Annotated in this window: 17 protein-coding genes, 1 other RNA gene, 1 riboswitch and 1 other annotated feature; of the genes, 8 read left to right on the top strand and 10 right to left on the bottom strand. The window is 41.3% G+C overall.

Going from position 1 to position 20,893, the window contains the following annotated elements; translation table 11 throughout:
• Window positions 1-15: 15 nt before the first annotated feature.
• Window positions 16-375, bottom strand: a complete 360-nt coding sequence (gene nirD / locus BrL25_RS18205; RefSeq protein ID WP_018673101.1) for a nitrite reductase small subunit NirD — start codon at window positions 373-375, stop codon at window positions 16-18.
• A gap of 226 nt (window positions 376-601) precedes the next feature.
• On the opposite strand from nirD, the gene BrL25_RS18200 reads away from it, so the two are divergent.
• Complete coding sequence (locus tag BrL25_RS18200; protein ID WP_018673100.1) at window positions 602-820, top strand: hypothetical protein; 219 nt, start codon at window positions 602-604, stop codon at window positions 818-820.
• A 69-nt stretch (window positions 821-889) separates the two neighbouring features.
• Here BrL25_RS18200 and BrL25_RS18195 read toward each other — a convergent pair whose 3' ends face one another.
• Together BrL25_RS18195 and metH are read right to left on the bottom strand one after the other, a co-directional pair.
• Entirely contained in the window at window positions 890-2,755 is a 1,866-nt protein-coding gene (locus BrL25_RS18195; protein ID WP_018673099.1) for a bifunctional homocysteine S-methyltransferase/methylenetetrahydrofolate reductase, read from the bottom strand.
• Window positions 2,756-2,784: 29 nt separating this feature from the next.
• The gene (metH, locus tag BrL25_RS18190; protein ID WP_018673098.1) at window positions 2,785-6,249 is read right to left on the bottom strand and encodes a methionine synthase; all 3,465 of its coding nucleotides are present in this window, start codon (window positions 6,247-6,249) and stop codon (window positions 2,785-2,787) included.
• Between the two features lie 106 nt (window positions 6,250-6,355).
• Window positions 6,356-6,455: riboswitch (SAM riboswitch) on the bottom strand.
• A 213-nt stretch (window positions 6,456-6,668) separates the two neighbouring features.
• Between metH and BrL25_RS18185 the strand changes: the two genes are divergently transcribed.
• The 3 genes from BrL25_RS18185 (at window position 6,669) to argS (ending at window position 9,594) form a co-directional block, all read left to right on the top strand.
• Window positions 6,669-6,773 carry a YjcZ family sporulation protein gene (locus tag BrL25_RS18185; RefSeq protein WP_081621642.1) on the top strand — a complete coding sequence of 35 codons (105 nt, stop codon included), beginning with the start codon at window positions 6,669-6,671 and terminating at the stop codon, window positions 6,771-6,773.
• A gap of 74 nt (window positions 6,774-6,847) precedes the next feature.
• On the top strand, window positions 6,848-6,946 hold the full coding sequence (locus BrL25_RS18180) for a YjcZ family sporulation protein (protein WP_018673096.1): 99 nt from the start codon (window positions 6,848-6,850) through the stop codon (window positions 6,944-6,946).
• Window positions 6,947-7,406: 460 nt separating this feature from the next.
• Window positions 7,407-7,673: a binding site (T-box leader), on the top strand.
• Between the two features lie 208 nt (window positions 7,674-7,881).
• A complete protein-coding gene (gene argS / locus BrL25_RS18175; protein ID WP_018673094.1) occupies window positions 7,882-9,594 on the top strand; it encodes an arginine--tRNA ligase in 1,713 nt (570 codons plus the stop codon).
• A gap of 145 nt (window positions 9,595-9,739) precedes the next feature.
• On the opposite strand, the gene BrL25_RS18170 is transcribed toward argS, so the two are convergent.
• The 3 genes from BrL25_RS18170 to BrL25_RS18160 are packed head-to-tail and all read right to left on the bottom strand — an operon-like array spanning window position 9,740 to window position 13,310.
• Entirely contained in the window at window positions 9,740-10,159 is a 420-nt protein-coding gene (locus BrL25_RS18170; protein ID WP_018673093.1) for a hypothetical protein, read from the bottom strand.
• 58 nt (window positions 10,160-10,217) lie between these two features.
• Window positions 10,218-11,063, bottom strand: a complete 846-nt coding sequence (locus BrL25_RS18165) for a deoxyribonuclease IV (RefSeq protein ID WP_018673092.1) — start codon at window positions 11,061-11,063, stop codon at window positions 10,218-10,220.
• Window positions 11,064-11,114: 51 nt separating this feature from the next.
• Window positions 11,115-13,310 (bottom strand): PAS domain-containing sensor histidine kinase, encoded by a 2,196-nt coding sequence (locus BrL25_RS18160; protein WP_018673091.1) that lies wholly within the window; start codon window positions 13,308-13,310, stop codon window positions 11,115-11,117.
• 214 nt (window positions 13,311-13,524) lie between these two features.
• Here BrL25_RS18160 and asnB point away from each other — a divergent pair, with 214 nt between their 5' ends.
• Window positions 13,525-15,369: an asparagine synthase (glutamine-hydrolyzing) gene (asnB, locus tag BrL25_RS18155; RefSeq protein ID WP_018673090.1), complete on the top strand. Its 1,845-nt coding sequence runs from the start codon at window positions 13,525-13,527 to the stop codon at window positions 15,367-15,369.
• 121 nt (window positions 15,370-15,490) lie between these two features.
• On the opposite strand, the gene rnpB is transcribed toward asnB, so the two are convergent.
• Window positions 15,491-15,880, bottom strand: an RNA gene (gene rnpB / locus BrL25_RS18150) — RNase P RNA component class B.
• A 120-nt stretch (window positions 15,881-16,000) separates the two neighbouring features.
• Here rnpB and BrL25_RS18145 point away from each other — a divergent pair.
• Together BrL25_RS18145 and BrL25_RS18140 are read left to right on the top strand one after the other, a co-directional pair.
• Window positions 16,001-16,576: a GNAT family N-acetyltransferase gene (locus BrL25_RS18145; RefSeq protein ID WP_018673089.1), complete on the top strand. Its 576-nt coding sequence runs from the start codon at window positions 16,001-16,003 to the stop codon at window positions 16,574-16,576.
• Window positions 16,577-16,714: 138 nt separating this feature from the next.
• Complete coding sequence (locus BrL25_RS18140; RefSeq protein ID WP_018673088.1) at window positions 16,715-17,245, top strand: gamma carbonic anhydrase; 531 nt, start codon at window positions 16,715-16,717, stop codon at window positions 17,243-17,245.
• Window positions 17,246-17,295: 50 nt separating this feature from the next.
• On the opposite strand, the gene BrL25_RS18135 is transcribed toward BrL25_RS18140, so the two are convergent.
• Together BrL25_RS18135 and BrL25_RS18130 are read right to left on the bottom strand one after the other, a co-directional pair.
• The gene (locus BrL25_RS18135; protein ID WP_018673087.1) at window positions 17,296-18,450 is read right to left on the bottom strand and encodes an S-layer homology domain-containing protein; all 1,155 of its coding nucleotides are present in this window, start codon (window positions 18,448-18,450) and stop codon (window positions 17,296-17,298) included.
• Window positions 18,451-18,595: 145 nt separating this feature from the next.
• The gene (locus BrL25_RS18130) at window positions 18,596-19,261 is read right to left on the bottom strand and encodes a DUF1385 domain-containing protein (RefSeq protein WP_018673086.1); all 666 of its coding nucleotides are present in this window, start codon (window positions 19,259-19,261) and stop codon (window positions 18,596-18,598) included.
• A 111-nt stretch (window positions 19,262-19,372) separates the two neighbouring features.
• Here BrL25_RS18130 and yfkAB point away from each other — a divergent pair, with 111 nt between their 5' ends.
• A complete protein-coding gene (yfkAB, locus tag BrL25_RS18125) occupies window positions 19,373-20,488 on the top strand; it encodes a radical SAM/CxCxxxxC motif protein YfkAB (protein WP_018673085.1) in 1,116 nt (371 codons plus the stop codon).
• A gap of 139 nt (window positions 20,489-20,627) precedes the next feature.
• On the opposite strand, the gene BrL25_RS18120 is transcribed toward yfkAB, so the two are convergent.
• A complete protein-coding gene (locus BrL25_RS18120) occupies window positions 20,628-20,825 on the bottom strand; it encodes a hypothetical protein (RefSeq protein ID WP_018673084.1) in 198 nt (65 codons plus the stop codon).
• Window positions 20,826-20,893 lie beyond the last annotated feature (68 nt).

Below are 20,893 nucleotides of genomic sequence, written 5' to 3'. Positions count from 1 at the left end.
AGGCACGTGTTGTCGTTAAGATAAAAAGTTATCGCAAGCAGGCAAGCCTAGTTTCACCGTTTTTCCTTCGACCTTTACGGGGTATACTTCTATCTGACCTCTATCAGGAGCTTGCACCATTCCATCCACTAACGAAATTTTCCAGTCATACAAAGGGTCATACAAAAATAAATCAGAAATGATTCCGTCTACTAATGTACCCCCTTTAGGATGTGGATTACGGTTAGCCACTGCATAGAATTGATTATCTTCTAAACGAAACAGAGCGATCTCTGTTTCTTCTACACAGACAACTCTGCCTACTTTCTTTGGAAAATCATCAATGTTCCCTATTTCATAGAAACAAACTAACTGTTCAGCAACAGGATACAGCATGCTTCTAACACTTCCTTCCCTTTGGACATACATAAAATAATCTCTATTTCATTCTACATTCGTAGTATAACGGGTTCGATTGAAATGCAAAAGATATATACGTCACTTTATGAGAAATTTTTCACTTTCTTTTCTGTTTTGTCACATTTGGGAAGAAAATTTGTTATTTATCTCCCCATATATAGAATACTAACCAATAATATCTGGCCATTTTGGAGGTGAAATAATGGATTTTTCTCAACTACGCCAGTATTTTAACGACATCGCACACAGTATTGGAGATATCAGTAGTAAGACAGGGAATGCTTTGATAGGTATTCATTCTGAATTAAGTAAAATAAGTAAAGCTATACAAACTACAAATATTTTGCTTGCTATTCTCATTTTTATGATTGTGGTTCATTTTATTTATTCTGTTGTCCAAAACAGAAAAAAGGGTACATAACGAAGAAGACCTCCTACGTTTTTGTAAGGGTCTTCCTTTATCTAGACGGTATGGTTTGTTTCTTGCTCTTTAGGAACTCGACACTTCCTTAAATCCTGCTTTTACTTGCTCTTGTTGTCTAATATATTGTGTCAACTCTACGGTCATCTGATAGTAATTGAACGGGGTTATCAAGTAAATTCCATTAAAGTATTGAAGCGTCACATCGATTAGTTCCTTTGCCATGCGATTACCTTCCAGACGGGCAGCCTCACCTGTAAATAGCTTCATTTGTTCAAGCGCATAGGTGGACAGCTTAATGCCAGGTACTTCGTTATGCAAGAACTCCGCATTACGTGAGCTCGTTAATGGCATGATGCCTATAAAGATAGGTACACGAATATGTTTTGTAGCTTCATAAATCTGAACGATGGTCTCTGCATCATAAACGGGTTGCGTCATAATGTAATCGGCCCCAGCCTCAACCTTCTTTTCCAAACGTGCCACAGCTGCATCCAAATGGCGCACATGTGGATTAAAAGCCGCTCCGACAATAAATTGAGCATGCTGCTTCAATTGTTTGCCTGAAAACGCATAGCCTTGATTTAACTGCTTTACCATGCGGATTAAATCAAACGAGCTCACATCATAGACAGAACTAGCACCTGGCAAGTCTCCAAAGCGTGAAGGATCACCAGTAATGACTAGTACCTGATCAATACCCAGAGCGTGAAGGCCCATTAAATGTGATTGTTGACCAATCAGATTACGATCTCGGCAGGCAATATGAAGTAGCGGCTCTACTCCTAATCGCTTCATCATAGCTCCCAAAGCCATATTGCTCATACGAACTGTTGCTAGTGAGTTATCTGCTAACGTTATTGCATTAGCACCAGCAGCATGTAAAGCACAACAGCCCTGTAAGAAATCTTCTGTATGCAGGTCTTTGGGCGGATCAAACTCAACGATAATCGTCGGATGATGCTTCACTTCCTCGATGATACTTGGTTCAAGACGTTTTTGAACCGCCTGTACCTCAATTGTCTCCGAATGAACAGAGACTGGTGGATTAACCCGTGGCACAGGGACGCATCCGGCCAATTTTTCAGCAATTGCTCTCGTATGTTCCGGCGTCGTGCCACAACAACCTCCAATCAGTCTTACACCCTGTTCATGTAAACGCAAGGCACTTTCTGCAAAATAATCTGGTGAAGATTTATAAGACAGAGTTCCATCAGCCAATCCAAGACGGCCTGCATTCGGAAATGCAGAGAGATAAACGTCACTTGGACATACTGTTGCTTCAAAGGAACGCAAGATTTCCGCCGGCCCCAGCCGACAGTTAAGTCCAATTACATCCGCTCCTGCCCCTTTAATCAGTTGGAATGCTTGAGTCAACGAATGACCATCACGAGTAGTTCCCACTTCCAATGTAGCAAGCTGGGCTATGATAGGTAGCTCTGTTAGGGGACGAATCACCTCTAGCGCTAGCAATAATTCATCAACATCCAAGAACGTTTCTAGCAAAATACCATCTACTCCTGCATGTAGCAGGGAAGTAGCTTGCTCTTCGAACTGATCTTTAAATTGGTCGATTTGCTTGTCGCGGACACGTCCGGCAATAATAGAGCCCATTGCTCCAACTACGAACGCATCATCTCCAACCGCTTCTCTTGCAATGGTAACCGCAGCACGATTCATCCGTGTAACCTTATTCTCTAGGCCATACCGAGACAAGCTATCCCGATTAGCCCCAAATGTATTCGTCTCGATCAAACGTGCACCCGCTTTATAGTAAGCAGCATGTACGTTACGTATTATTTGTGGATTACTTAAACATAACTCTTCGTAACTAACACCAATAGGAACTCCCTGCTCATATAGCTGAGTAGCCATCGCCCCATCACCCACTAGTAAGTGTTCCGTGAGATAGGCTCGTAAATCCCGTTTTCCCACCGAGACTCCTCCTTTTCGTCGTTTTATGATTACACTTCCGCTCCAACTGGTGGAGTTGCATTAAAATACCGAGCTTCAGGGTGAGCAAATACCATAGCCGACACGGATGCTTCAGGGTCCATCATAAAGCCTTCTGTTAGTTGAATTCCGATGTCTTGTGGTGATAATAGCTTAAAGAGCTTTTCTTGATCCTCTAAATCAGGGCAAGCGGGATAGCCAAATGATACACGAATTCCCTGATAACGAGCCCCAAAACGCTCTAGCATCGTCATATCGGCAGGGTCTGGAAAGCCCCATGAATCGCGAATAACATGATGAATACGTTCGGCAAACGCTTCTGCTAGCTCTAATGCTACTGCTTGCAAGACATGAGACCGCAGATAGTCCCCTTTCTCTTTCCATTGCTGTGCTAAATCTCTTACGCCCTTTCCAGCTGTAACCGTCAAGAAAGCTACGTAATCCATCTCATTCGTTTCTACAGGACGTAAAAAATCGGCTAGACAAAGGTGAGGAGCTTGCGGTTGTCGCGGGAAAGTGAAACGTTCTAGCACCTTCGTGTGATCATTTGGATCATAGATCAGGATGTCATTGCCAGAAGATTGGGCCGGGAAGAAACGATACATCCCACTCGCCTGCAAAATCTGATTACGGATTGCTTCATTCAACAAATCATCTACGATTTCATACAATTCGGTCGTTTTTTTGTCTCCTGATTCGATTAATTTATCTACGTTGCCCTTAATGCCCAGATGCTTTCCAAGCAACATACGTAAATTTACATAAGGACGCAAATGGTTAATCGGATAATTACGCAAGACATGGCGCTCCAAATCAGGCGCTACGTAAACCGGTGTCGTAGTACTGGTCGTAGAGCGAATAATCTCAGTCTGTGGAATAACAACCGATTCGCTGGCTTTTTCTTCTGTTTGAGCTTGGGTAACAGTCGCTTGTGCTTGTAATTCTTCCACCAGCTTCGTTCGCGCTTGTGGATCTTGTAATTTATTAGCTAGATCCAGTCCATCCATTGCATCTTTTGCGTATAAGACTAAACCTTCGTATTCAGTAGCAATTCGGTTTGTCGTAAATTTACGCGTGAGGGCTGCTCCCCCAACCATCAACGGTACATCAATACCAGAACTTCGCAAATCCTGCGCGGTAATCACCATCTGCTGCGCCGATTTTACCAATAAGCCTGAAAGGCCAATTGCATCTGGTTTTTCTTGCTGACACGCAGCAATCAGCTGATCTGGTGCAACTTTAATCCCCAAATTTACTACCTCATAGCCATTGTTGGATAAAATGATTTCCACTAGGTTTTTACCTATATCGTGGACATCCCCTTTTACAGTAGCTAACAAAATTTTTCCTTTTACTATTGTCTCAGACTTTTCCATGTATGGTTCCAGAAAGGCAACTGATGCCTTCATGACCTCTGCACTCTGCAATACTTCTGCTACAATTAATTGGTTTCCGTTAAACAGACGACCTACTTCTTCCATCCCTCTCATAAGTGGACCGTTAATAATATCAAGTGGCACATATTTTTCTAAAGCGAGGGACAAATCTGTAAGTAATCCATCTTTAGAGCCTTCCACCACATAATTAGCTAAACGTTCTTCTAACGACAGATTCGATACCTCTTTTACAACCTCTTTCTTTTTCTGGCGATAAAAGTCAGTAAATGTCGCTAAGGTTTCATCGTTTGTATGAAATAACAAATCCTCTGCTAATTTTCGTTCTTCTTCTGAAATCGAAGCATAACGTTCTATCTTTTCAGTGTTAACAATGGCATAATCAAGACCGGCTAACGTCGTATGGTATAAAAAGACCGCATTCAGAACCTCACGACCTGCTGGTGGTAAGCCAAAGGAGACATTGCTCACACCAAGAATTTGCTTACATAATGGGAATTTTTGTTTAATGGAACGAATTCCTTCTACCGTTTCTTTTGCTGAACCAATGTACTGCTCGTCTCCTGTTCCAACTGGAAACACAAGGGCATCAAAGATTATGTCCTGCGGGTTAATCCCAAACTTATTCACTAACAAATCATAGGAACGTGTGGCTACTTCCAGCTTGCGTTCGCGAGTGATTGCCATACCCACTTCATCAATGGTACCAACAACAACAGCCGCTCCATATTTATGAATGAGTGGTACAACCTCTTCAAAACGATCTAAACCATCTTCAAGATTAATCGAATTAATGATTGCCTTCCCTTGAGAGTATTTCAAACCCAGCTCCAATACCTTCTTATCAGTGGAATCAATCATCAACGGTGCTTTTACCTTGCGGCTTACGTATGGAAGAAATTTTTCCATGTCCTCATACTCATCACGATCAGGGTCTGCTAAACAAATATCGATAACAGCCGCTCCCCGCTTTACTTGTGCCCGTGCAATGTCTGATCCTTCCTCAAATTGACCAGCTGCAATCAAGTCACGGAACTTTTTAGATCCGATGACGTTGGTACGTTCACCTACAAAAATAGGGCGATTGTCGTCCTCAACATATAGCACCTCAATACCTGATACAGCAGTAACATGTGACTGTTTATTGGCTCGAGGTGTAATATCCTGCAATGCTTCGTGTAGCGCACGAATATGTTCAGGTGTGGTTCCACAACAACCACCTGCTACATTAAGCCACCCCTTTTGCGCGAATGCTTTCATTTTCATAGCTAACCCTTGTGGTGATTCGTGGTAATGACCATTCTCATCAGGTAAACCTGCATTGGGATAACAACTAACCCCACACAAAGCCAGATCAGATAAGGTTCGTAAATGGTCACGCATGAATTCCGGACCTGTCGCACAATTCAGACCAATCGTAATAGGCTTAAGATGTTCAATCGACACGTAAAAGGCCTCAATGTTTTGGCCAGCCAGAGTCGTTCCCATCGGTTCAATTGTTCCAGAAATCATGATAGGAATCTCATAGCCAAGCTCTTCAAAAGCTTGACGTATGCCAATACCGCCAGCTTTTACGTTCAATGTGTCCTGAGATGTTTCCAACAGTAGTAAATCTACGCCACCCTCCATCAATGCTTTAGCTTGGCGATAGTATGCATGAATTAATTGCTCAAATGTAACGCCTCCTGTTAACGCAAGCGTTTTTGTAGTAGGACCCATAGAGCCCGCTACATAACGTGGCCACGCCCCTGTGCTAAATTCATCCGCTACCTCTCTAGCAATACGTGCAGCGGCCAAATTGAGTTCATAATCTCGATCTGCTATGTCATATTCAGCAAGAACAATATCGGTTGATCCAAATGTGTTGGTTTCTACAATGTCAGCTCCTGCCTCAAAATAGGTGGCATGAATATACCGGATGACGTCTGGTCTTGTTACATTCAATAGTTCATTACAGCCTTCATATTCCTCACCGCCAAAATCGTCCGCTGTGAGATTAGCTTGCTGTAGCATCGTTCCCATTGCGCCATCGAGTATCAATATTTTACGTGCTAGCTGCTCTTGCAATGTTGGTTTGTTCATCCCCCATACCCTCCGTAATCTCCCTTAGACTTGGCAAATAAAAAATCCTCTTCCTGCCTGAAAGCAAGAAGAGGATTACTAATGTTCGCTATTAGGAACTCATCCCCTCTTATCTTTCAAGGCATACAGCCCTGCTGGAATTGGCACCTGATTTATCGGTTGCCGAGGCATCTCTGGGCCAGTCCCTCCGCCTCTCTAGATAAGAGAAATCATATTTAGTTAAATGTCTATAGATCGTTTTGTTCGTGTTTTGAATACAGGTATCTTAACATTCAGTTATTACGACGTCAATGGATATCTGACAATCTTTCTTAGTTTGTAGCCTTCTGCCCAATTTTACTTCCTATAGGCGTAAGCCCACACCAGATAGACAGATATGTATAGACTGTAGAATAACAAAGCGAAGGAGGAATTGCCAGATGAGTACATCGTTTTGCGGTAACTGGGGAGGCGGAAGTTTTTGCTTCATTCTAGTGTTGTTCATTCTGCTGGTAATCATAAGCTGCGGCTGCTTCGATAACTAGCTGCGGCTGCTTCGATAACTAGCAGCAGTGAAGCGACACCTTCAAACATATAACCTTTAAGGAGGAATTCTTTCATGAGCACATCCTATAGCGGAAATTTCTTCGGTGATAACTTCAGCTTCATTTTAGTGCTGTTCATCCTACTGGTCATCATTTCTTGCGGCTGCTGCTAATATAGTAGGTTATTTCACCGACAAACCTGAATACAGTTATGCTCTTCTTTATCTACACGCAACTCTACATGATCCTAATTTATTAGATACAACAACAAAGCCACCAGAAAATCAAATCAGGTTTGCACACTTCACCAATATACCTAGAGGAAAAGGGGCAGGCACATGCCCCTTTGCTCTCTTTTCCTTACATTTCCTCGCTTGTAGAGATACTTGTCCTCTGCTAGGATAAAGGGGAAAGATGGAGGGATTTACATGGAAAATAATCAAGCATGTTTACATACATCTGTGTTTCAAGCCTCATTGACCCACATAAAGATTACAAACAGCAGTTTGAGTCTGCCACTGATAAAGAAGCTCTAACCACCTATTTTTTTAAACAATGGGATCAGCAAAAAAAGAGACAGTGATAAACCTTGCTAGAATGCCTTTTGTTGGGTATACTAGACGCTATATAACCATGTATTCGATGATGAGGAAAGTAATGATGGTTCCGTGCTACTAGCGAGTCAGGATTGGTGGAAGCCTGATAGAACGGCCATGATGAAGCGCACCTCGGAGACGCGGCTTGAATCTTGTCTATAGACAATGTATAGAGTTCGCCGGGTTTGCCCGTTACAGCTATCAAGCAGGTTTTATTCAATTAAGATCAATGATTGGTCTAATTGAAAAAAACAAGAAGAGTGGCACCGCGGGAGTATGCTAAAAATAACCTCTCGTCTCTTTACGGATTGATTTGTGATGGTATCTATCCAAAAGAGACGGGAGGTTTTTTGCTGTTGTTACTTTGTACCATCGTATGCTCCTTCTAATCAAAACGATCTATGCTTGTATACCCTATGGTTATATTTATATTTGTATCCCACTTTTCACGGAATGATCAGATATTCCCTGAAAGTTTGTGTCGATCGATTAAAAGAAAGGATGAAATAAACATGAATTACAAACAGCTTGTTGCCGAACAAATCTCCACTGCTCTAACTGACATGGGCGTAGAGGATTTTTCCTGCGAACGTATCCTAGGCATACTCGAAACTCCTCCTAACCCACAGATGGGTGATTTAGCCTTCCCTTGCTTCCAATTAGCGAAAGCTTTGCGAAAGGCACCACCAATGATCGCAACAGAGTTAGCTTCTAAGATTTCCTTGCCTTTCTTACAAGAAGTACAAGTGGCAAATGCATATATCAATCTGTTTTATAATCAAACCAGTGTTATTACCACTTGTATTGAAACCATTCTAGAGCAGGGTTCTGCTTATGGTACTACTGATGTTGGTGCTGGTAAAAAGGTACCAATCGACTTATCTTCTCCAAACATTGCGAAACCATTCTCAATGGGACATTTACGCTCAACCGTTATCGGGAATGCACTTGCAAACATCATGGAAAAGCATGGTTATCAGCCAGTTCGAATCAATCACTTAGGAGATTGGGGTACACAATTTGGTAAACTAATCGTTGCCTATAAAAAATGGGGCGACGAGGATAAAGTAAAAGCCGAGCCTATTAAGGAATTGCTGAAGCTATATGTTCACTTCCATGAACAAGTAGAAAATGATCCAACACTTGAAGACCAAGGTCGCGAATGGTTCAAAAAATTAGAAGATGGCGATGAGGAAGCCCAGCAATTATGGCAATGGTTCCGCGATGAATCTCTAAAAGAATTTAAGAAAATCTATGAATTGATGGGTGTTTCCTTTGACTCCTTTAATGGAGAAGCATTTTACAACAATCAAATGGATCGCGTTGTAGATTTGTTGGAGGAAAAAGGATTATTAACAGAATCGGATGGCGCAATGGTTGTATCCTTAGATGAGTACGACATGCCTCCTTGCTTGATTAAAAAACGCGATGGCGCTACCTTATACGCGACGCGCGACCTAGCTGCCGCTTTTTATCGTCATGAACACTATGATTTCGGAAAAGCATTATATGTAGTTGGTGGAGAACAACGCCTGCATTTCCAACAATTATTTAAGGTCTTATTAAAAATGGGTTATGACTGGGCCAATAACATGCATCATATTCCATTCGGCATGATGTTAAAAGATGGTAAAAAAATGTCCACTCGTAAAGGGCAAGTTGTTCTGTTAGAAGAAGTATTGTCTCAAGCAATCACTGATGTACTCAAAGTTATCCAAGAGAAAAATCCATCTCTTCCAAATAAAGAACAGGTCGCTCGCCAAGTCGGTGTAGGTGCCGTTATCTTCCATGATTTGAAAAATTATCGTTTAAATGATGTCAACTTTTCATGGGAAGAAATGCTTACTTTTGAAGGAGAAACAGGGCCTTACGTACAATATACACATGCCCGTGCTTGCTCTCTATTGAAAAAAGGTGGCTACCATCCAGGAGCAGTCACAGTAGTAGATCAAGCTCTAGAGGGTCCAGAAACGTGGGCGGTCGTTACTACTCTCATTCAGTTCCCTGTTATTCTAGAGAAAGCTCGTGATCAATTCGATCCTTCTCAGATTGGAAAATACGTGATTGATCTGGCACAAACCTTCAATAAGTTCTACGCACATGTCCGTATTGTTGCAGAAGATGAACAAGTAAAACAAGCTCGCCTGCAATTGGTTGCAGCAGTCATTGTTGTACTAAAAGAAGGACTTCGTCTATTAGGATTGGAAACTCCTGAAGAAATGTAAGAAAATAGAAGGGCACCTAACACAGTAGGTGCCCTTCTATTTTTGACAACAAAAAGCTACTTTCCATGAGGAAAAAAGGAAGATTTTTTCCCCGCCTCTTTTAGATCCGGCGCTTTAACAAAGCACCTCTAATTTAATACTCTCTTTACTCTTTTTCGTTTATTTTTGGTTCTACAGCTGGCTTTGGTGTTGAAAACCAAGCTTTTGCTAATTGCTCTACCAGCTTTTTCGGTAAGGAAACTGGCTCTACTTTCACAGTTCCAATAGGATCAACACCGCGATACAACATTGCCTTATCGTCATTAGGGTCTGACATCGTTTCTAAAATCAGCTCGTCTATTTTACCAGCCACTTTCCATTCCATAATCATCAGCTCATACTCATCAGGTGCTAATTCAATGTAATCTTCTTCTGTAATATCTACAATAGCATAGCCATCTGTTTCAATCTCAGCTTCTAGGACTTTGCCGTTTGCTTCTTCATAAAGCTTTAGTTCATTACTCTCCGCTAGATTTTCTTTGATTTTATCAAAGTTGTGAATGGTTACTTTAATTGTACGTGTCATAGTATCTCCTCTGTCTAGTAAATTGCCCGCTCTGAAGTACGGTCACTCTAATCATATCCTACTGTGGACTTCCAAACAATTGTTTGACAAAAGCGATTTCTGCCTTATGACCACCAGGTCGTTCTCCAGGCGTTTCTAAAAATAGGGGAACCTCACGAATAACCATACTTCTAATCAATTCACCCAGTCTTTCTACTCCGATCTCTCCCCATCCAATATCAGCATGACGATCACGATAGGAGCCTGTAGGATAACGAGAATCATTGAGATGAACCGCTTTTAAATGAGTAAAATACCCTAATTCCTCGCCTCGTTTCTGCACATCTATCCAATTTTCTCCTGTCCATAACCCACTTGCAAAGGCATGGCAGGTATCTAAACAAAACCCGACCAGTTCTGGTCTGTTGATCAGTGCACGTACTTGAACAAGCTCTTCTAATGTCAAACCCATCTTATTTCCCTGACCAGCATTATTTTCAAGTAAAATGAGCGCATTGCCTGTCCACCCCTCTAAAATTTCATTTAGAGAATGGATCATCAATTGATAGCCATATAACGGATCTGAGTGATTTCCTTTATATTGCCCAAAATGAACGACAACTCCAATAGATCCACAGGCATCCGCAATCTCCAAATCATTGCGTACGGAGGCAACCATTGCCGCATGTTCCCCCTTCCCCTCTATACACAGATTAGTTGGATATGGTGTATGAGCAATGGAAATCATTCCGTTTTCTTCACAAAAATCACGACATTTATGCGCATCCTGTATCGAAAACGATTTGACCTGTAAACTGCGCGGGTTTTTAGGAAAATACTGATAGCAAGACCCTCCCAAGCGTTTCGCTATCCGCGAGGCCTCTGTATACCCCTGGCGTACACTTACATGACAACCGATGTGCAATTTGTCACCTCCTATGACTGTTTCTCGTTGCTACTTTGTTATTTTTATTTATTATTGTTTCAGACTAGAGAGAGGTACATTCACATGCACAGTTGTTCCTTGATTTATCACACTATCAATGAGTATGGAACCCTGATGATCTCGGATGATTTTTTTACTAACCATGAGGCCCAGCCCTGTTCCTTTATCTTTTGTAGTATAAAAAGGCTCTCCAAGTTTACTAACACGATCTTCCGGTATACCGCATCCTTCATCACGAAAACAAATATCAACCATCAGCCCTTCTTGTTTTACAGTTATATGGATCATTCCACCATTAGGCATTGCTTCCATGGCATTCTTCATGATATTGATAAAGACTTGTTTCATCTGATTTTCTTCACAAGTAATCAATATGGGCTGCTCTTCAACATCGAGTTGAAAAAGCACATTATGCATCAATGCTTGGCTCTCTAATAACGTCATCACATTACGGACGAGATCTACTACATTTTTTTGCTTCACATGTTGAACCTGTGGCTTCGCTAGTACTAATAATTCACTTACAATAAAATTGATTCGATCTAATTCAGATATCATGACCTCAAAATAAAAATTATGCTCATTTGTTTGATCTTGTAACAATTGAATAAAGCCTCGCAATGCGGTTAGCGGATTACGAATTTCATGGGCAACCCCTGCTGCCATCTCCCCAATGAGCGATAGCTTATCCGAATTACGTAATAAGACCTCCGCTTGTTTACGATCGGTAATATTTCGAGCTACAAAAACAAAGTGCTCTAAATTTTGTTTTCCATTGAATACTGGAGTTCCATTAGCCTCCAAATACATCCACTCACCTGAAGCACACTGATAGCGAAGCTCCACTTGCGTAACGGTACCTTCAGCGATTAATCTCTTACGCCCCTGCTTCAAAAACTCTCTGTCATCTGTATGTACCCACTTACGATAATCCATTCCCAATAAGCTTTCTGGCGTATAGCCTAAAATTGTCTGAAACGAAGGAGACACATAAATATAGCGTCCACTCCGATCCAAAATGGCAATAAGATCAGTCATATTTTCAGAAATCAGTCGATATTTAGCCTCACTGTCACCTAGTGCTTGCGCAATTCTCCTTTGTTCCGTCACATCTCTCGTAATCAAAGCTACTGCCAAAATCTTTCCTTCATGATTTCTAATCGGAATATAAGATGATAGGGTGTGAACAATATGTCCATTCCGATGAGTGAATTGATTTTCCTCCTCCAAAACCATCTTTCCGTCCATAGCCTTTTGTGTGTTACCAATAATCCCTTTCAAAATGACTGGCTTTAGTAGATTTTCTTGATGCATAATCAATTCTTCATAACTGTACCCATACATTTGTTCACAAGCAGGATTTACCATTAAAATATTCCACTCTAAATCAATAAGCACGATGCAATCAGAAGCACTGTTAACAAAAGATTCCAACAGTTCTTTGGCATCTCGTAATTCAGTCTCAACCTGAACACGCTCGGTAATATTACGCATCACCGCTACTACACCTATAACACAAGCATCTTTATTACAAACAGGTTTATAAGTCATGCAAATCTCAAGAAGATTGCCCTTCTTGTGACGTCGTTTCGTATAAAATAATACGGGCTTCCCCGTTTTCATGACATAATCGAAATGTTGCTGTTGTTCTTGTAATGCAACATCGTCAGGAAGTAGGATTCTGGGGTTGTCATAAAGTTCCTGAGGAGAATATCCAGTCATGATCTGAAATGAATTGCTCATACGTAATACTTTAAAATCCGGAGAAATAAAAAATATGGCATCGCGTGTGTACTTGATGAAGGTATCAAGGCTCTGTTCCACTTCCTCAAGCTTCCTCTGTCTTTGCTTCTGCTCTGTCACATCTCGTACAAGGGCCCCTACAGCGGCTTTTCCTTTATACCAATTAATTGGAAAAAGTGTAAATGAAATGTCCATCATCCATCCTTTTTTATGAGGAATTTGAACAATGTAGGGCTCATGACTGGTACTCAATGGTTGTATGACACTTGGCTCTATTTTTACTAACCCTTGCCTGAATCGGAGTAGATAAGCATCAATATCTACTTCAAATTCGTCAGTAAAACAATTGCCTGCTAGGTGATACCAGGACTGGTTGGCATACAATATATTCCCTTCTGCAGAAAAGATTAAGACTCCATCTGGACAATTTTGAACAAAAGAGACAAATCCGTCTGTTTCTGACCACGAGATGACCTCTCGCACAAACCGCACCTCCAAAATAAGGATAAAATGTATGTATATTTCATATTCGCATCAAAGCTCAGGCATTGTAAAGGAAAAAGAACTTTTTTATCGTTTGTTTTAAAAAAGGGACAGGGTACCATGTTAGCCTATATTGCATACGATGAGCCTAGATGACCCGTTTTGCTTAGTATCGTTTGAATAGAAAAGTACAGAAGAGAAAGGGTGAGAAATGATGTGTGGAATTGCAGGCTGGGCTAGTTTTATGCGGAATGTAAAAGATGAACAAGAGATCATAGAAGCAATGACTGAGACACTTCAATACAGAGGTCCAGATAGTACGGGGTATTACTTCCATGATCGGGTTGTGTTTGGACATCGTCGTCTTATTGTTGTAGATCCTGAGGGCGGAACTCAGCCAATGACCAAACGCTATGGAGACCTAAGCTATACACTGGTATATAACGGTGAATTGTACAATACGGAAGATTTACGCAAAGAATTGCTAAACCGTGGTCACCGATTCTCTTCCCACTCAGATACGGAAGTACTACTCACGGCATACGTAGAATGGGGAGAAAAATGCCTTGAGCGACTAAACGGAATTTTTGCATTTGCTATTTGGAATGAAAAAGAGCAGCTCTTATTCGTTGCGCGTGATCGAATGGGCGTGAAACCGTTCTTTTATCTTGAAAAAGATGGGCAGTTCCTATTCGGTTCAGAAATGAAAGCAATTCTTGCACACCCGGAGGTTGAGCCTATTGTTGATCGGGAAGGTTTAGCGGAAGTACTGCTTATTTCACCCGCTCGCACACCTGGACACGGTGTATTCCAGGGAATGCATGAATTACGTCCCGGCTATTTCGGGGTATACTCTCGGAGTGGTTTTACTACAGAATCATACTGGAGCTTGAAAAGTCATGAACATCCCGACAATTTTGAGACAACCGTCGATACGATACGGGATTTAGTCGTAAATGCAATCGAACGTCAACTCGTTGCTGACGTTCCTGTCTCGATGTTGCTATCAGGAGGGCTTGACTCCAGTGCCATTACCGCTATTGCGGCAAGATATTATCATCATCAAGGAAAAGGAATGGTTCATACCTACTCCATTGATTACAAAGATAATGACCACTTTTTCACTGCTCATGCCTATCAGCCTGATTCAGATTCTCAATGGATTAAACGGGTGAGTGATTATATAGGAACCCAGCACCACTATATCGAATTTGACACCCCCGAGTTGGTGCAAGCCCTCCAAACTGCTGTATATGCCCGTGACTTACCAGGCATGGCAGATATTGACGCTTCGCTGTATCTCTTTTGTGCGGAAATGAAAAAGGAAACTACAGTCGTGCTTTCTGGTGAATGTGCTGACGAAATATTTGGAGGCTATCCTTGGTTTCATCAAGAAGAAGCCCTGTTTGCAGATACTTTTCCGTGGGCGAGAAGAAGTGATCAACGGTACAAATGGCTTTCAGATGAAATGAAGGCTTGGTTACAACCTGATTCATATGTAAAAGGGCGTTATCGGAATTCACTAGCTGAAGTTCCTCGCTTGGATGGGGAAGATCGGCTAGAAGAGAAACGACGGGAGATGTTTTATTTAAACCATACTTGGTTTATGAATACTTTACTTGATCGAAAGGATCGCATGAGTATGATGGCTAGTTTAGAAGCACGTGTTCCATTTTGCGATCACAGACTTGTAGAATACATGTGGAATGTACCTTGGGAGATGAAAATGCACGATGGCAGGGAAAAAGGCATTTTACGCAAAGCACTAGAAGGGTTTTTGCCCGCTGATGTGTTATATCGTAAAAAAAGTCCTTATCCTAAAACTCATAATCCTGCATACGCCCAAGCAACTAGACAATGGCTTATCGATGTATTAGATGATAGCAGTTCTTCTCTTCATACGCTATTGGATGTTCCTTATTTACGTACTCTCCTGCAAACAGATGCTTCGGCAATTGAAATGCCTTTTTTTGGTCAATTAATGAGTACTCCCCAAATGTTTGCCTTTTTGGCGCAAGTAGACTTCTGGATGAAAAAATATAAAGTACGTATCATGTAAGAAAACAAAAAAACCGGCGCTCCGATGCACCGGTTTTTTCTTGTTGTAAACTATCATATTTGTTTGTTGCCTTATTGTTGCATTTACATTTATACTGAAAAAATATTGAATAAGCAAGGAATGCTATAAGCCAGGTTCTGTATCTCTCGTGCTGCAAACGGACCTTCCCCTCGCACGAAGAGTTGTAGTCATCTATCTATGGCAAAATTCCTTTTGCCATCCGTCCTTTTCGTTCAATTCCGTCCAGACGGTTCCCCTACCTAATTTGGGTTTCTCGCTCGCAGGGTTTACCGCGTTCCATCTTCTCTGTCGCCAGAGAAGCTACGTTTCTGTGGCACTTTCAGCGTACTTGGGTCTCAGGGAGAACCCTTTCTGCGCCGTCAGTGAGGCAACCCTCACTGCCCTAGTTTGCACTAGGTACGAACACTCCGGGCATCTCAGCCCGGGCGAGCCTGGACTTTCCTCTATCGTCTCCCAGACAAGCTGGTGACAACAGCGACTACCCACAATCCTTGCCTTTACTAAGGATTAATCTATCATATATAGGGGTACAATTCAACCTTGACATTCTGGAAAGGTTACTAAAAGATGTAAAATATCACTTTTTTCTTACTCTTTAGGAGGATTGGAAATGAATTTATTTAACCTGCGAATAAAAGGTAAACTTATTTTTTTACAATTACTAACACCTGCACATGCAGAATCTTTTCTAGCTTATTTACTTACGAATCAACAATTTCATGCTCCATATTCACCTTTGCGTGATGAGAATTATTTCACACTCGAAAATGCCATAAATCAAACTACTCAATGGGAGGAGGTTAAAGGGGATCAACGATATTCTTTCGGAATCTTTGAACAAACTAGCGAACGACTTGTTGGTAAAGTAACACTATCACAAGTATTTCGTGGCCCTTTTCAAAATGCTTTTATCGGTTATGATATAGATCATTCTTGTCAAAGCCAAGGTTATATGACCGAAGCTCTCCATCTCATTATTTCATTTTCGTTCGACAGACTACTTTTGCATCGTATACAAGCCAATATCATGCCACATAATAGAGCATCCCAACGCGTTTTAGAAAAGGTAGGTTTCGTCAAAGAAGGATTCGGTGCCAATTATCTCAAAATCAACGGTAACTGGGAAGATCATCTATTCTATGCTCTAACAAAAGAAAAGTTTGACGAGCAATATAATAACGAATAAGACAAAGCGATCCAAGCTTAGAATCGCCTAAGTAAAGCTTGTTAGATGGTTGTGTGTTAGAATTGTGGAAAGAGTATTGCAACTCTACATAGTACCCACGAATGAAATACTCATCATCGAACAGGAGGCTTATTTTCCATGCTATTACTTCCTTTTGAAGGCAAAGAGCCACAGATTCATCCTAGCGTGTTTATTGCTAAAGGTGCTGTCGTCACAGGAGACGTTAAGATCGGTGAGGAGACATCGATCTGGTACAATTCGGTCATACGAGGCGATGTCTCTCCTACTATCATTGGTAAGCGAGTCAGTGTTCAAGATAATAGTACGCTTCACCAAAGTCCACTTTGTGCCCTCATAATTGAGGACGATGTAACGATTGGCCATAACGCCGTATTACATAGTTGTACCGTACGTCAAGGCGCTCTGATTGGTATGGGTTCTATCGTGCTAGATGGAGCTGAAATCGGTGAAGAGGCTATGGTTGCTGCCGGTGCTTTGGTGCCACCTGGTATGAAAGTACCACCTCGTACACTAGTCGTAGGCTCTCCTGCGAAGGTAAAGCGCGAATTAAACGAAGACGATTTTAAGGATTTACGCCGTGTTCGTCAATCTTATGTGGAAAAAGGTAAAATGTATCGAAAGCTGGAGGAGAATCCACTTTCAAGGTAAACCGAATAAAAAACGATCGTACCCTCACTTCAAAGGGTCACGATCGTTTCTTATTTTTGGATATGAGTAATTTTAGTAATAACCCAGCCATACGGATTACTACTCTGCTCGCTTTTAATCATCTCATACTCCACTTTATAGTTACCCGTCATACTTGAAAAATAAGCTCCCTGCGCCTTTATTGTGTTGTCATTACTGTCAATGACTTGATAGCTACCCATGATATCATGCAAAGGTAGCGGTCGTAGCTTTTCTATCGTATGTAATGCATCTTTACTGAAGTAGGAAGTCATCAATTGCTCGTTCTTACTTAGATAAGCATAGGTGGCCGCTGTTAGCATCAGATTGCTAATGCGTGTTTTCTCTTGAACAGGGCCGCTCCATTGTTTTTGTTTTTGCTGTTCATTTGCAATCAGTAAACGCTGTAAAATGACAGCGAATTGGGCCCTCGTCATGGTCTGGGTTGGTTGAAAAAGACCTGAATGATCTTCCAGCAATTTATACCCTTTAATTCCGGTAGCATACAACGATTGCGTATCCTGATAGGCATTCGAAACCGTCGCCTGATAATAGCCGTTCAAACCTTCCTGAAGTTTAGCCGGCTCAATATGTAAATCATATCGAATATTCGGCAGAATCGTATGAAATAGCAGCATACTAGCTTCTTCTCGATTTAACGGTGCTTGTAAATGTTCGGAAGATAGCCACCAATCACTTTCCAAGATTCTCCCGATTTTCAACGGTTTTTTAACAGCGCTAAGGTGAAGTAAATATAACGCATTATCCCCTGGATTAAAACGCGTATATGCCTTCTGATCCGCATACAACATAGCATTCATAGTGCCTACCGCTTGCTTGATTTCTTGAACAAGCGGGTATCGTTTATCTACTTTAGCTGCTTCAGAAGGAGAGGCTACGACTCCATAGGAATACTGAGTCACCCGATTCAATAAAGCAATTGCCTCTCCTCGAGAAATCGGAGCATTGGGACGAAATGGGATATATTTTCCTTTTACGATGCCACGCTCTGCAAGAAATTGAATGTAAGATCTCGCCCAATGTTCATCTATATCAGTGAAGGTACTCGCTTGTACAATACTAGAGGTATTTGGATTCGCCGCTTGTGTCTGAAGAGGCATACAAAAAGCCGCAATCAATACAAACATTGTTGTTATACCTGCTACGATGCCTTTACTAAACTTCATATGTCTGTTCCCACTCTCTTTCTTTTATCTCGATCTTTCATATTCCTTTCACAAGTAATGTGTATGAAAGAAATAGTACCAGACAAAAAAATGGGAATCCATCGAACTTTATTCATAGGACAGATACCAACTAAAGACCTATAACCTAATCCCTCTCCTCCTCCATACTCCGAAAGTAAATAAACAAAGCATAAGACCGAATGGCCGTATCCATATGTAGTCGCTCCGGTTCCTTTGTTGTAACATAATACTGCAAGCAACCAGATACACGATACAATGGTTCCATTAGCCTTGGTGTATATTTGGACAATAGATTACATACTCCTATTCCAGCAAATCCTATCAGAACAGCTATCCACAGTGAAAAAAAACAAATTGTTGGGAGAAAAAAGACAAAGAAAAAAGTAACCATATTCGTAGAACAGCCTCGATTGATAATAGAAGCCTGCTGTATATTCTCCCAATTCTCAGGCTTAATTTCCCCATAATAACTAAATACTTTATGCTCAGCTCCGTGAAACTGTTTTAATCGTTTTGGAAAAATAAAGTGGAAGCCCGCTCCATAAACCACCAACCACAATGGATCAACTTCTCCAAAAACCGGGAAATAAACATACAAAATCAACAACAAATGTAGGATATGATAGTACCAAGGCAGAGAGCTAACAATACGCCACCACATTTTACATAGCGTTCCTATCCCCATTTTCTCGGCCCATGTATGGATGACACCGTTCTTTACCTCAGCACATGCAATGACATTTTTGTTGTGATAAAAGACTCCATTGCCAAATGAAATGCCTGCAATCATGGTGTTGGTATTCTCACCCTCTCCATTTATGGTTATAATGGTGTTTGTTCATATAGCCTCATTATAAAACTACTGAGGCAACGTTATGTTTCTATTAAGGAGGTTTCACCATTGAAACGCTTTGTTCCAACTACACCCATTACACCTCAAAAGGACCCATGGGAGCCTTTATATAATGCTACACCACCTGCCTACAAATTGACCAGTATTGAGTTTACTGTGACCAATCTATGCAACCTGCGCTGTGAACATTGCGCTGTTGGTGAAACATTACGGATAAAAGATGATCCACACTTGCCAATAGAACTTATCCTACAGCGTCTAGATGAAGCCAAGGATTTGTTAACCCTTAGCATTACGGGTGGAGAACCAATGTACAGTCAGCGAACAGTAAATAACGTAATTGCGCCTATTTTGCAGTATGCTACTGAACGGGGTTTACGCACACAGATCAACTCCAATTTATCTCTGCCATTTTCCCGTTACGAAGCTGTTTTGCCATACATTGATGTGATGCATATGTCGTGGAACTATAGTCAGCCTGAAGATTTTCATGAAGTGGTATACGTAAATAGTCCGCAAAAGGTTTCACTCACCCAAGCAGAGAAACTGTACCAATTAACAATGGACAATGCAAAAAAATTAGCAAATGCAGGCGTAATCGTCTCTGCCGAAAGCATGCTGAATACTCGGACGTGGCAAAAGCTCCCGAAGATTCACCAATTAATTAAAGAAATGGGTTGTGTTCGCCACGAGGTACATCCTATGTACCAAAGCGATTTTGCTAAAAATCTACCTGTGCTGACCTTGCCTCAGCTACGTGAATCTATTCACACCCTTTTAGACGTACGCGATGAAGAGATGTGGATGCTGTTCGGTACCCTGCCGTTTTTTGCATGCAGTCAAGACCCTGATGATCAAGAGCTTATTCTGCGTCTGCGTCAATCTAAGAATGTTACTGTACGCAACGACCCTGATGGGCGCTGTCGTTTAAATATCAACATATTTACCGGAGATGTAACTGTAACTGACTTTGGGGATGTAGGCATTCTAGGAAATATTCATACAGATACCCTAGAGAGTATGTTTGCTCGTTGGCAAAGTCATTCGCTAAATCAATCCATTAATTGTTTTTGTCCAAATGCCGAATGTGCTGGTCCAAATCTTCTCGTATATCATAGCTATTACTTGGACACTGATTTCAAAAAGCGGAAGGCACTTATATAAACTCGTCTTGAATAGCACATGTAAACTTTAAAAAGTATCTTCCTTCGAACAGTAAATAAAATCATCCTGCAAAAATCGTCCTGCTACACGTTGAAAGGTTGCCTAAAAAAGGGCAACCTTTCAACTTTAATTCTCCATATTATTCCATATCGTGCGGAATGTTTTCCCTTCTTTTTTTAGGCTTAAAAGGGTTAACCGATTTTCCTAGTTCACCCATTCGGTCGAATGAAGTAAATACGGTGTCAACCGTCTCCACTAACTCTCGGATTTGAACAACTTTTGTACGAATCCCTGAGAAATGGTGCATCATCCCTTTGCTATTAAATAGACCAGCCATTGTTCTCCACCTCCTCACATTCCTTACTAATAGGCTATGTAAAAAAGGGATAAACGCTGTAGGCAGAA

Origin of the sequence: Brevibacillus laterosporus DSM 25 (assembly GCF_002706795.1) — a bacterium.
Lineage (GTDB): Bacteria > Bacillota > Bacilli > Brevibacillales > Brevibacillaceae > Brevibacillus_B > Brevibacillus_B laterosporus.
The sequence above is the reverse complement of the archived record's forward strand: the minus strand, read 5'-3'. Positions and strand labels throughout refer to the sequence as shown.

Bases quoted from the DNA above. Each gene is read 5' to 3' on its own strand.
- BrL25_RS18180 (WP_018673096.1), top strand. From the start codon at position 6,848: ATGAGCACATCCTATAGCGGAAATTTCTTCGGTGATAACTTCAGCTTC.
- nirD (WP_018673101.1), bottom strand. From the start codon at position 375: ATGCTGTATCCTGTTGCTGAACAGTTAGTTTGTTTCTATGAAATAGGG.
- BrL25_RS18130 (WP_018673086.1), bottom strand. From the start codon at position 19,261: ATGATTGCAGGCATTTCATTTGGCAATGGAGTCTTTTATCACAACAAA.
- BrL25_RS18200 (WP_018673100.1), top strand. From the start codon at position 602: ATGGATTTTTCTCAACTACGCCAGTATTTTAACGACATCGCACACAGT.
- BrL25_RS18185 (WP_081621642.1), top strand. From the start codon at position 6,669: ATGAGTACATCGTTTTGCGGTAACTGGGGAGGCGGAAGTTTTTGCTTC.
- asnB (WP_018673090.1), top strand. From the start codon at position 13,525: ATGTGTGGAATTGCAGGCTGGGCTAGTTTTATGCGGAATGTAAAAGAT.
- argS (WP_018673094.1), top strand. From the start codon at position 7,882: ATGAATTACAAACAGCTTGTTGCCGAACAAATCTCCACTGCTCTAACT.
- metH (WP_018673098.1), bottom strand. From the start codon at position 6,249: ATGAACAAACCAACATTGCAAGAGCAGCTAGCACGTAAAATATTGATA.
- BrL25_RS18140 (WP_018673088.1), top strand. From the start codon at position 16,715: ATGCTATTACTTCCTTTTGAAGGCAAAGAGCCACAGATTCATCCTAGC.
- BrL25_RS18170 (WP_018673093.1), bottom strand. From the start codon at position 10,159: ATGACACGTACAATTAAAGTAACCATTCACAACTTTGATAAAATCAAA.
- BrL25_RS18145 (WP_018673089.1), top strand. From the start codon at position 16,001: ATGAATTTATTTAACCTGCGAATAAAAGGTAAACTTATTTTTTTACAA.
- BrL25_RS18120 (WP_018673084.1), bottom strand. From the start codon at position 20,825: ATGGCTGGTCTATTTAATAGCAAAGGGATGATGCACCATTTCTCAGGG.
- BrL25_RS18135 (WP_018673087.1), bottom strand. From the start codon at position 18,450: ATGAAGTTTAGTAAAGGCATCGTAGCAGGTATAACAACAATGTTTGTA.